Origin of the sequence: Brachyspira sp. G79 (assembly GCF_002379365.1) — a bacterium.
GTDB lineage: Bacteria > Spirochaetota > Brachyspiria > Brachyspirales > Brachyspiraceae > Brachyspira.
The window spans coordinates 1,289,065-1,301,060 of sequence record NZ_JQIU01000008.1 but is presented as its reverse complement, the minus strand read 5'-3'; the positions used below and the strand labels follow the sequence as shown (position 1 = coordinate 1,301,060).

12 protein-coding genes and 1 pseudogene are annotated in these 11,996 nt (G+C 29.5%); 9 read left to right on the top strand and 4 right to left on the bottom strand.

All coding sequences use genetic code 11. The annotated features are described in order from the left end of the window. Positions 1–166: 166 nt before the first annotated feature. On the bottom strand, positions 167–3,403 hold the full coding sequence (locus KQ44_RS07090; RefSeq protein ID WP_096736828.1) for an N-6 DNA methylase: 3,237 nt from the start codon (positions 3,401–3,403) through the stop codon (positions 167–169). A 397-nt stretch (positions 3,404–3,800) separates the two neighbouring features. Here KQ44_RS07090 and saoT point away from each other — a divergent pair, with 397 nt between their 5' ends. The 9 genes from saoT to saoL all read left to right on the top strand — a co-directional run bounded on the left by saoT (position 3,801) and on the right by saoL (position 10,282). Next, complete coding sequence (saoT, locus tag KQ44_RS07085; RefSeq protein ID WP_096736827.1) at positions 3,801–4,064, top strand: thioredoxin-like (seleno)protein SaoT; 264 nt, start codon at positions 3,801–3,803, stop codon at positions 4,062–4,064. Positions 4,065–4,074: 10 nt separating this feature from the next. Continuing rightward, positions 4,075–5,181 carry an efflux transporter SaoE gene (gene saoE, locus KQ44_RS07080; RefSeq protein WP_096736826.1) on the top strand — a complete coding sequence of 369 codons (1,107 nt, stop codon included), beginning with the start codon at positions 4,075–4,077 and terminating at the stop codon, positions 5,179–5,181. Continuing rightward, positions 5,175–5,627 (top strand): Cys-Cys-COOH (seleno)protein SaoC, encoded by a 453-nt coding sequence (gene saoC / locus KQ44_RS07075; protein ID WP_096737795.1) that lies wholly within the window; start codon positions 5,175–5,177, stop codon positions 5,625–5,627. The genes saoE and saoC overlap by 7 nt, the downstream gene beginning before the upstream one ends. A gap of 39 nt (positions 5,628–5,666) precedes the next feature. Continuing rightward, positions 5,667–6,845, top strand: a complete 1,179-nt coding sequence (gene saoX, locus KQ44_RS07070; RefSeq protein WP_096736825.1) for an ABC transporter substrate-binding subunit SaoX — start codon at positions 5,667–5,669, stop codon at positions 6,843–6,845. Positions 6,846–6,882: 37 nt separating this feature from the next. After that, positions 6,883–7,713 carry an ABC transporter substrate-binding (seleno)protein SaoB gene (gene saoB, locus KQ44_RS07065; protein WP_096736824.1) on the top strand — a complete coding sequence of 277 codons (831 nt, stop codon included), beginning with the start codon at positions 6,883–6,885 and terminating at the stop codon, positions 7,711–7,713. Beyond that, positions 7,665–8,492, top strand: coding sequence for an ABC transporter permease subunit SaoP (saoP, locus tag KQ44_RS07060; RefSeq protein ID WP_096736823.1), 828 nt, complete (start codon positions 7,665–7,667; stop codon positions 8,490–8,492). The genes saoB and saoP overlap by 49 nt, the downstream gene beginning before the upstream one ends. Then, entirely contained in the window at positions 8,479–9,258 is a 780-nt protein-coding gene (saoA, locus tag KQ44_RS07055; RefSeq protein ID WP_096736822.1) for an ABC transporter ATP-binding protein SaoA, read from the top strand. Before saoP ends, saoA begins: the two co-directional genes overlap by 14 nt. Positions 9,259–9,319: 61 nt before the next feature. After that, positions 9,320–9,652: a DsrE-related protein SaoD gene (gene saoD / locus KQ44_RS07050; RefSeq protein WP_013114961.1), complete on the top strand. Its 333-nt coding sequence runs from the start codon at positions 9,320–9,322 to the stop codon at positions 9,650–9,652. 9 nt (positions 9,653–9,661) lie between these two features. Next, positions 9,662–10,282: a MerB-like organometallic lyase SaoL gene (saoL, locus tag KQ44_RS07045; RefSeq protein WP_240516528.1), complete on the top strand. Its 621-nt coding sequence runs from the start codon at positions 9,662–9,664 to the stop codon at positions 10,280–10,282. Between the two features lie 71 nt (positions 10,283–10,353). Here the strand turns inward: saoL and KQ44_RS14940 are convergent, their stop codons facing one another. From KQ44_RS14940 to KQ44_RS14930, 3 genes and pseudogenes are all read right to left on the bottom strand, one after another. Beyond that, positions 10,354–10,674, bottom strand: coding sequence for a hypothetical protein (locus KQ44_RS14940; RefSeq protein WP_240516527.1), 321 nt, complete (start codon positions 10,672–10,674; stop codon positions 10,354–10,356). A gap of 315 nt (positions 10,675–10,989) precedes the next feature. Beyond that, the gene (locus tag KQ44_RS14935) at positions 10,990–11,475 is read right to left on the bottom strand and encodes a C-terminal helicase domain-containing protein (protein WP_346426133.1); all 486 of its coding nucleotides are present in this window, start codon (positions 11,473–11,475) and stop codon (positions 10,990–10,992) included. Between the two features lie 49 nt (positions 11,476–11,524). Next, positions 11,525–11,996, bottom strand: a pseudogene (locus KQ44_RS14930) (helicase); the annotation flags it as partial.

Sequence of the window (11,996 nt, the reverse complement as noted above, 5' to 3'; positions counted from 1 at the left end):
GATTTTATATTTTAAATAGTTATTTTTATAATTTTATAATATATAAAATATAACTTATTATATATAAAAAAGTAAAATAAAAAATTAATTTTTTAGAAAAAACATAAAAAACAAGGGAAATAGCTCCCTTGTTTAAATAAAAATTAAACTATTAAACTAGTATTTTTTAGTTACCACCCTCAATAATCTTTATTTCTTCATCACTCAACCCATATAGTGAATAAACAATCTCATCAATATTTTTTTCTAAAGGAGTAGTATCTTTCTCTTGCTTTTTTAGCATTATAATATTATCTACGAGTTTTGTTATATTATTTTTAGTCTTAGAGTCGGCTTCTGGTATAGGCATAACTTCAACATACTGATTAGAAAGTCGAAAACCTGTACCTCCATATTCATGTACATTATGTTTAATCCAAAAATAAATTAATTCACTATTCAATATTCCTAGTATATAATAAGCTTCTTCTTTAGAATTAAAACCTGAAATAAAAGCCATACTATCAAGAATATATTCCCCTTTTCCAGAGAAAATAAATTTATTTTTGTCTGTAATACGTTGCCATGCTATTTTATCTTTTTCAAAATTAGATAAATAATCCATAGTTGCTGAATTATCTAATTCTATCCAATGTCTATTTTTACTATTTTTTACTTGACCTCTATTTTCTAAATATTTTTTGTATTGTAATAAATGCTTGTATATTGCAGGATATTTTTTAGATACCTCATCAAAACAGCCTTGATAAGCTAATATTATATATTTATTAGCAAATTCAGATTTATATCTCTTAATATCACGCCCTCTAAGTAAAGGTTTTATTAAATCTGCACTCTTTTTATCTTCTTTAATAAGCCTATCTTTAGTTTCTTCATCAACTATAAAGGCATCATTACAGCCTGTTCTTATTCCGTATTTTATACTAATATCCCAGTCCTTCAAAGCCTTGTGCCTGCTAATCTTGTTAAAAATGCTCCTCTCCAAGCCGCTCATTATCACCCATTCTCTGCCAGCCTCACTAACCACAGCGTCAAACTCGGCACTTGCAATCTCTTTCAAACTGCCCGAATATGTAACCCCTTCAAAACTACGCTCGCCGCGTATATATTTCTCTTTAGTTTTAGAATAAAAAATTATGTTAACATCCACCGTAGCACTTTCAAACCTGCCAGCTCCCAAATCTATGATACGAAACACATCGGCATTCTTATAAAAATATTCCCTAGTACTAGCTCCATAACCTGCACGCATCCACTTATTAGAAGTTATCAAACTAGCCACCCCGTCATCGCTGAGAAGTCCCAAGCATTTTTCATAAAAAAGCTGATATATGTCACCAGTAGATTTAAAACTCTCATAACCAGCATTCTGATACATCTCTTTTAATCCCTTAGCCATACCCTGAAGCTGTATATAAGGCGGATTTCCTATCACAATGTCAAAATCCCTATCAATACCAAACTGCACCAAAGGCGAAAAGAACTCTGCAGATTTATTGTCAAACGGACACCAAGACAAAATTTTCGCTTTTATACTCTCATCTATAAAAGCAGAATTTTTTACAAACTCCCGAAACTCTTCAAATTTTATTTTTACCCTCTCTTTTTCTTCCAAAGACGAAGCCACATAAAACATTTCAGATATATTTTTCATCATTGTTTTTATGCCCTCTAATACGCTGTACTCAAAAGTTCCTTTCTTTATATTAAAATCCACCCCTATTAACGCATTGGTGCAAAGAAATTGAAACTCCAAATTCGGCAAAGTTCTAATACCCAAATTATGCTCTTTTTTCTCTTTTTTCTCATCAACTACCAAAGATAAAAACGCCCTCAATTTACTAACTTCAATCGCTATAGGCTGTATATCTACCCCATGTATCATACTCTGAAGTATATCAAGTTTATACGCATAGCTGAATTTCTTTGCATCATACAATTTTTTAAACTCAGCCTTAGCCCCAGAAGGCAGCTTATCAATAACATAATTTTTATAATACTCATGATTAGGGTCTAGCTTATCAATCACATTAAAAACCCTCTGTAGTATCCCCAAAGGAAAAGCACCGCTTCCGCAGGCAGGGTCTAATATTATCATGTCATGTATATTCTTCAAAATACCCTTTCGCTCTTTGTCTGTATATTTTACGCTCTCATCAACATCAAAAATCCTGTCAATCTTGTTTTTCTCCATATCGGGCATTTTCTTATACAGATAAAGTTTTATAGCCTCCATTACCATATAGTCCACAATCTCACGAGGCGTATAAAATGATCCCGTCTCCTTCCTCGCACTCTCTTTTGTCTCTGGGTTTATCTCCGCAAGCAGATTTTCAAAAATACGTCCTAGCATCTCTGGGTCTATGCTTATCTCCACATCAAAAGGGGCACTCTCATCAACCGTGAAATTGTACATCTCAAAAAATTCAAACAACCCCTTTATTATCTCATCATCTATACTCTTTACAGCCTCATCGTCCTCTTTCTTTGAAAATAATCCCCCATTCAAAAATGGTATAGCCTTCTCATAATTATATATCACCCTCTCTTTTGAAAATTTACGCTTCTCCATATCCATATTAAGAACATTAAAAAACAAATCCTCAAGCACATCGCTGTAATAATTTTTCTTGTATTTAAGATTTTCAAAAACCCCGCTGTTTAATATCTCATTCGGTATCAATTCCTTCTCCCGTAAAAACCAGCAGAAAAGCACACGTCCCAAAAACCTTAATGCAAACTCTTTAGCCTTGTTTTCGTCCTTATCAAAATATTTTATTATATCATTATGTATCTTCTCAAAATATTCCTTAACCCCTTTATAAAACTCCTTATTAACACCCTCTACACTAAAAGCATTTTCTATACTCTCAACACTTCCAAAAATATCGCTTGTAATCCTGCTTGCTGGCGTATGTACCTTTATTCCCTCCCCAAGCAAAAAAGTATATCTTTTAGGATTACTGTAATCATCTTTCATTATGATAAGCCCGTTTTCGCCTTTTACACCTGTCTTGTCATGCTTTACATACGATACCCTATAATTATTTTTATTATCCTCATAAAGTATAAAAAATATACCCTTACCATAATTGCCAGACATTAATATCCTGCTGCAAATCCTAGAAATTTTTACTCTGCTAGCAAGCCTAGTATTTTTTATATATACCTCAAACACCCCAATCGTTTCATTTTCATTTATATTCAAATCCCCAATCCAAATAATGCTATTTAAAAAATCTTTATTTTTTTCAATTATCTCTTCTTCGCCAGACACAGATCCATATTCTTCTTTAAAATTCTCTCCAAAATGCTCAGCCCATTTTTGTTTATTGTAAGGCTCATCAAATTTAAAATTATTATTTTGAGTATTTATATTTTTTACACTATTATTTTTTTTCATAATATGTATTCCCTAAAATAAATTAAATATTAATAATACTAATAATATATTAAATCGTCATAAAAATAAACAATATTTTATATAGTTTTAATGTAGTAAAAAATGTTTTATTAGCAAATAAAAAGTAATAATATTTAATTGACTTTAATCTAATTTATGTTAATATACGTTTATCATTTATAGGGTATAATTAATATGTGTATAATTAATAACTTAAAGCTAACTTTATTTACTAATCAGTACGCTTTTCCCGAGACACACTCTCTATAATATACCGTGCGTATATTCTAAAAATCATATCTAACAATAATAATCAATTTACATTATTTTAAATAAATTTTTATATTATTTTTATTTTAGAAATTAAGTTTTTATTAATATTTTATAAGGATTTTTTATGTCTAAAGTATTAGTTGAATTTATTAATACATGCCCAACCTGCGATGGCTACTCATCATTTTTAAACGAATTGCAAAAACAATATAACGACCAAATAGAAGTAAAACTCTATTATGCAGGCAAAGATTTTGATTATTTAGAAAAATACGGAATGGTAGACAGAGGTACATTAATTATAAATGGAAAAGACAGATACGATGTCTTAAGCAAAAAATTAATAGAAAAAGAAATTAAAAAGGCAGTAGAAGCACAAAACGCTTAATAAAATTATTATGATAATGAATTTTTTATATGTATTTTGGGACTTTCTCCTAATAAGTTCTGAATGGATTGTCATAAGTTTGATATTATCTGGAATAATACATGCTTTTGTACGTCCTCAGGTACTGCAAAAATCAATAGGCAATAAAAAAATATCTTCTTTGATAAAGACTACAATATCAGGGGCAATTCTTCCTATATGCAGCTGCGGAGTACTTCCTTTGGCATTAAGTTTATATAGGACAGGTGCCTATTTAGGACCTACGCTTTCATTTTTGGTATCTACCCCAATAATTAACCCAGCGGCAATAATAGTTGCTTTTGCTATGCTAGGCAAAGAAATTACAATTATATATATATTATGCGGAATATTTCTTCCTTTAATAATAGGAATATTAGGAAATACTTTCGGCGGTAAAGAATTAATAGCTCCTGAAGTTTTAAAATTGCAAAGTATGAATATTAAAATCCCAGAAACAAATTATGTGGATAAAACGCCTTGGTACAAAAAATTATACAATGGCATTTTATGGGGATTTAATAATCTTGGAATAGAAATAAGCAGATTTATTTTAATAGGTACTTTATTTGGTGCGTTGTTATTAACAGTTGTTCCTCAGTCATTTGTCATGCAGTATTTAAGCAACCCCAAATTAGTATCAATACTAGGTATAACTTTGGTAGGCTGTATGATGTATGTATGTGCTTTAGGTCATATACCTTTAATAGCCGCTTTAATATCTGCAGGTGCTTCCCCTGGCATAGCAATAACTTTTTTGATTACAGGGGTAGCAACCAATATTTCCGAATTAATCAGCATATATAAGCTCATAGGTAAGAGAACTTTAATCATATATTTAGTTTCTATGCTTTTTTTTGGTATCTTGATAGGTTACATTACAAATATTTTATTAACGGATAATTTTACGCCCATCTTTGATTTATCAAATTCTACTAAGCAGATAGAAATAGCCAATAATATAAATATCACTTTTCCAGATTGGTTCAAGAATATATGTGCTATTGCAGTTTTATTTATGGGCTTATATTCATGGTTTATGATAATAGTAAAGAAAATAAAGTTGATTATAAGCAGGGAAAAAGAAGTTCAATGCTGAGATTATTTTTTGTTTTATGTATTTTTATATTTGTTTCATGCAGTGATAATACGCAGGATATAAAAAGTGCAGAAGGCATAAATAATAATGAGCTTTATAAAGCCTATATGAAAGAATACTCTGAAAAAGAACTTCTTACATTTTTGGAGGGTGATTTTAGCGGGGATAATAAAGACGATTTAATAATAATTTACAGAGAGTCAAAGTATTCAAATAAACTGATTGGTATATATAAAGACTATAACCGCGGAAAAATATTAATGACATCTCCTATACCTGCACCTATAGAGAGCTACACTATAAAATTTTATAATATAGACGAAAAAGTACCAAATGAAATTTTGGTGTCTGGTAAAAAGGGTGCACATATAGGTTTTGCTGTTTATAGACTTGAAAACGGAGAGTTTATAAGTTTATTTGAAAACGGAATGGAAGATTGCTGTTAAAAAAAATAATATATATATAATTTTTTAAGGAGAACAATAATGAAAAAAACTATGATTATTTTTTCTATGTTTATTATGATGCTCGCTGTTTCCTGCGGAAGCGAAAATAGTTCATCTAATAAAGAAGCATCTCAAATACCTGAAGATGTACAGGCTATAGTTGCTGACTACAATTTGGAAGAATTAAGTGATGATGATAAAAAATATAAAATTAATTTGGGTTATTATAACTGCGACCATATGACAGCAGCTTGTGTAGGCGAAGATACAGGTATATTTAAAGCATTAGGTTTGAATGTTACAGTAACAGGTAATGGTAATGTTCCAGAGGCTATGAGTGCTGGTCAGATGGATATGGCATATGCTGGTTTTACAACCACTTTAAATGCTGTAAAAAATAAAGTACCTCTTTTTATAGCCGCAGAAAATCATACAGGCGGAGCTGAATATTTTGTTGTTTCTAAAGATATTAACAAACCAGAAGACCTTTTAAACAAAAGAATATCTATGGGAGCAAATGCCGAAACAGTAAATTTAAACTGGGCTGAATGGACAGAACAATTAAATATACCAAGAGATACAACCTATTATGAAAACTTTTCTATGAGTGATTCAGATGCTTATTTTGCATTCAAACTAGGTCAGTTAGATGGTTACGGAGCATGTGATCCTTGGGGTTCTATGGCAGAATATGAAAATACAGGTAAAATATTGAAAAGACAAAATACTGACAGAGAAATAGACGGTCATGGAACTTGCTGTAAAGTTTGTATGAATTATAACTTTGCTAAAGCTCACCCGAAATTGGCTGAACGCATACTTCTTGCTCATGCTATGTCTATAGAATATATGTATCTTCATCCTTATAAAGCCGCCCAAATATTTGCTGAAAATTATAATGTTCCTTTAGAAGTTGGTCTTATGACTTTATGGAAAAAACTTAATGAAGAAGGAAGAACTATTACTTGGAAATTAAATAGAGATTATGTTCATAACCAAATGAAAACTATGAGAAGATTAGGAGTAAGAGATGATATTAACTCTCTTGATATAGATGATTATATAGATTTGTCATACTTTGATAACTGCGGAGCTAAAGATTTTGATGTATTTATCAAAGAACAAGTTGATCCTATCTTCCCTCTTGGTATGAGCTATGAAGATTGGAGAGCTAAAGCTGTAGAAGTAGATAATATTAAAGAAGAACCTAAAGCATAAAAATATAATATTTTATATATAGTAATAAAGGAATGAGATGGGGCATATAATAAAAAGAAATAAATATATTATTATATTTAGTATTGTTTTTATAATATGTTTCATCTTATTTCAAAATTATAAAAAATCATTAAACGATATAAATAAAGATAAAATTACAGTAGCATGCGGCAATGATGCTTCTGGAATGCTTTTTGATTATATAATAAATGATAAAGATTCTAATATAGAGTTTTCAAATATTGATTATGTTCAGTTTTTGGACTGCTGCGGGTCTCAGGCTGAGTTTGCTTTTATATCTGGTAGAGTAGACATGGCTGTTTTATGTCCCGATGCTGCATTTCAATTAATTTATACTGATACAAATTATTATATAGTAGGCTCTATAGTTAAAGGCTCTAATATATTGGTTTATTATAATGAAGATTATGATAATAATAATATTGAACCTAATAATATAGGATATATGAATAAAAGGATTCTTCAGGAGGCTTTGCTTAAATGTAAGTACTCTAATTCTAATTATTACCCTATGCTTGCAGCGGCACTGCCTTATGCTTTAGAGAAAAAAACTGTTGATGCTATTTTTATTGATATTATATTGGCTTTAAAAATAAAAAATGCCAGATTTAAAAAAATAGATACTGAAGAGTCAGATTATTATTTGGTTGCCTCAAAAAAACTAAAATATACTGTTATTCTTAATGATTTTATTAAAGTTTACAACGAAGCAGTTGATGATATAGAAAATGATACAATATTATCTAATATCCTTGTTAATTATTTAGATATTTCAAATTCAGAAGGAGAAATGAATATATGGAAAACAATGGGAGTCAAGTTCAGCAAAATAAAAGCAGAGTTATAAATTTAGGAAATGCTGGAAATAGTATTTTTATGAAATTCTACAGTGTTTCTGTGCTTATAGTTATAATGATAGTTTGGTATTTTCTAGCCAAAAAGATAGATAATAATTTACTTCTTCCAGATTTTTTATTAACCTGCAAAGAATTTTTTCTTTCTTGGGTGGATCCGTATACTGTTCAAAATTTGCTTATAACATTAGAGCGTGTATTTAGAGGATTTATCATAGCATGTATAATAGGTTTACCTTTGGGGCTTATTATGGGATATTCAAAACCTATACTTTTAGCTATTTCTCCGATTATAAACTCTATAAGACAAGTTCCCATAATGGCTTGGATACCATTAGCAATAGTATGGTTTGGTCTTGGCGATGGCCCTACTATATTTTTAATAACTATGAGTGCTATATTTCCTCTTATAATAAATACTATAGACGGAGTTAGAGGAATTGACCCTAACTATATTAATGCTGCTAGAAGTATGGGGGCTAGAAATATAGATATTATGTTTGATATAATTTTTCCAGGTGCTTTGCCTTCATTTTTGACTGGATGCAGGCTTGCTTTGGGACTGGGCTGGATGAGTGTTATTTGTGCAGAGTTTATTGCTACAAGCAAAGGTTTCGGCTTTATATTAGTTGAAGCACAGCAGAGACTTGAAACCCCTAAACTTTATGCTCTTATGATAATATCTGCTATTATAGGATTCAGTATGGATAGGGTGCTTGTTATATTAGAAAAAATATTAACTTCTTGGAGATTTAAAAATGGCAATTCTTGAAGTAAATAATGTATGCAAATCTTTTAAAACTTCAAAAAAATCTCCTGAAGTTGAGGTATTAAAAGATATTAGTTTTACAGTGGAAAAGGGTGAGTTTGTAACTTTACTTGGACCTTCAGGCTGCGGTAAAACTACACTTTTAACTATAATAGGCGGTTTTCAGAGTGCATCATCTGGAGAGGTATTGCTTGAAGGTGAAAGAATAGAAAAACCTTCTTCAGACAGAGGATATGTTTTTCAGAATTATGCATTATTTCCTTGGATGAATGTTGAAAAAAATATACTTTATTCCCTTAAATTTTCAAAGATGAGTAAAGAAGAAAAGAAAAAACGTTTGGAAGAACTGCTTGAAATGTCGCATCTTAAAGGACATGAAAAGAAGTATCCTATTTCTTTATCTGGGGGGATGCAGCAAAGGGTGGCTGTTGTAAGAGCATTAGCACCTTATCCTAAAATACTGCTTTTAGATGAACCGCTTGGGGCTATTGATTTACAGATGAGAGAGCATATGCAAAATGAGCTTTTACAGTTAGTTAAAGAGAGTAACAGTACCATACTTATGGTTACGCATGATGTTTCTGAGGCTGTTTATATGAGCGATAGGGTTATTGTTATGAGCTTAAATAAAGGTGAGATAGTGGCTGACATGAGAATAGATATTAAACATCCTAGAGAAAGAGACAGTGAAGAGTATATAGAATGTGTCAGAGAACTTACTAATAATGTTAAAAAGGCTTTTATAAATAAAGTTCCTGTTTCAGTATAAGTAATTTTTTAATATATAAAAATAATATAAATAAATTATAAATATTTTGGAGGGTAAATAAATGAAAGTAGCTTATATTTTCAGCAGCCAAAATTCGCATATGATTTTGGACAAAATGATAATTCCGCAATTATTAAATGATAAACATGGTGCGGAAGTTGTTGGTATGATGTTTTTTGCAGACAATACTTTTCTTCTTACAAAGGGAAGCAGTGTAGGAGATAGACTTGCAAAAGTATTAGAAAGCAAAAAAATTCTTCTTATGGCATGCAATATATGTGCTATAGAGAGGGGGATTGATGACAAACTTATAGACGGTGCTTGTATAGGTTGTTTCCCAGACTTATATAAAGCCTTAGAAGGAAGCGGGGTTGAACAGGTTATAACTTTATAAGGATTGTTTATGTTTGATACTGATTTTATGGAAAGATACGGTATATCTGATAAATATCATAATTTACCTTCGGATATACAGGATGCTAGATTAAGATTGATGAATAGAGTTATAGATACAGGCTGTACCATTAACAAAGATGAAGCTGTGAAAATATGCGGCGATGAAAGTTTATATAAAACCCTGCTTGAAAAAGAAATTATTACTTTAAGCGGAGATGACGTTGCTTTTCTTTATCCTGTATCTGCTATGGAAACTAACCATAGGGTAAAACTTGATGACGGAAGGGAATTCTGTTCTATGTGTGCCATAGATGCACTTGGCTCTTACAGTTTATTTCATCAGGATACTGAAATTAATTCTATATGCAGTCAGACTGGTGAAAAAATATATGTAAGAATTAAAGACAGATGTATTGCCGAGCATTCACCTGATGATATACATGTAATACATGTTGATTTAAATAAAAATAAGAATTGGGCTAGTACCTGCTGAAATATTATGAATTTCTTTGGGTCAAAGAATGATATGAATGAATGGCTTAAAAATCAGGATATAGATAATAATACTATATATCTTTTAGATTTAGAAACCGCTTTTAAAGTGGCAACTGCAATATTCAGACTATAAGCTGTTTCCTTAAAATTAATTATATATTATAGGTGATAGATATATTTTTTATATCTATCACTTTTTTATTTTTAATTGCTATATTTACTAAACTCTTCTTTTACTATCAAATATGAATCTTCGTATATACTTTGAAGATTGTTTGAAGAATAATTGAACTTTTCGTTTACCTCATCAAGAGATATAATATTCTGAAGGATATCTACAGAACACCCTGTTTTTAATGCTTTATCTATCTCTTTTATAGTTTTATCAGACAAATATTTATTTTCTGTAATACTTATCAATTTTTTTACATAATCTCTTTCATTATCATTGTCAAGATATTTATAAAAATTATTAAGTGCTTTATGGCTGCTTTCAGACTTTTTAATATTTTTTCTTCTTTTCAATTCATCTTCAAAATTTTTTTATATTTTCGCTTGGAGGAATATATTTTTCATTTTTATCAGCTTTTAGAGTTTTAAATATATTTTCTATATTAAAATCCATTTTTGAGTTTTTTAATAGAGAACCGAATACTCCGTTTTTTGATTGTATTATCTCTAATAAACCGCTGAAATTTGATTGTCTTCTTATAACTATATTATTTTCTATTGATTTTATTCTCTCAAGAAGTTTATCATCATTTTTTAATAAGTTGTAAACTTCTCTGTATTCATTATCCCAGCTTACATCGTCATCGGTTAGTATTTCATTTTCTTTTTTTAATGAGAAGAGTGAATTAATTTCATCATCTTTTTTAAAATTTTTGTATCATTTCCGAATATAGCATTTATCAAGTTTAATTTAAAATTAGATATCTGCCAATTTTTTATATCTTTCTGAGCTTCAAGTCTAGGTATGAAGTTATGTATATATATTTTATCAAATAGTTTTTTCCCTATCCTATTTATACGTCCTACTCTCTGTATTACTCTTGTAGGATTGTACGGAATATCATAATTTATTATTATACCAGCCCTATGAAGATTGATACCTTCAGATAATGTATCAGTAGCTATTAGTAAAAAATAATCATCTTCCTGCTTATTAGTATCCAAAGAAGCGTCAAAATTGGATGCTATTATGTCTCTGTTTTTTGACTGCGATGTTGATTTTATAGGTTTAAATAATTTCCTTAGTTCATTATCTTTATATACAGATTCATATAAATAATCTGCTGTATCTTTAAACTCTGTAAATATTATAATTTTTCTTTTATCATTTTCTTTTTTGAATTTCTTTAATTCTTCTATTAGTTTAATAAATTTTTTTATCTTTATCTGCTGATATATTATCCCAATCTTTTTTTATTTGTTTTAATATTTTTAAATCATTTTCAAAATCTTCAAAAAATTTATCTTCTAAAACTTCTTTAACATTTTCTATTATTTTTACATCTTTAATTTTTTTATTTACCTTATTAAAATCTAATACTTCATCATATTCAATATCGTTCTCATCATCTGATGATTCACTATATAAAAAGAAATCTTCTATATATAGAGTATCCCCTTTTTTATAAATAGGGTATAAGTCTTTATTAATCCAAGTTTTTATGTTTTCGTATTTATCTATCATATTATCTATACTTTTTTTAAAAGCATAAAGGGAACTCTCAAATCTTCTTACAAGCAGATGTTTCATAAATTTAGTAAGGTTTCTTGAAGAGGTAGATGCAAAATCTGCATTAATATTTTCTCCATATACATATGCTATTATTTTATCAGCG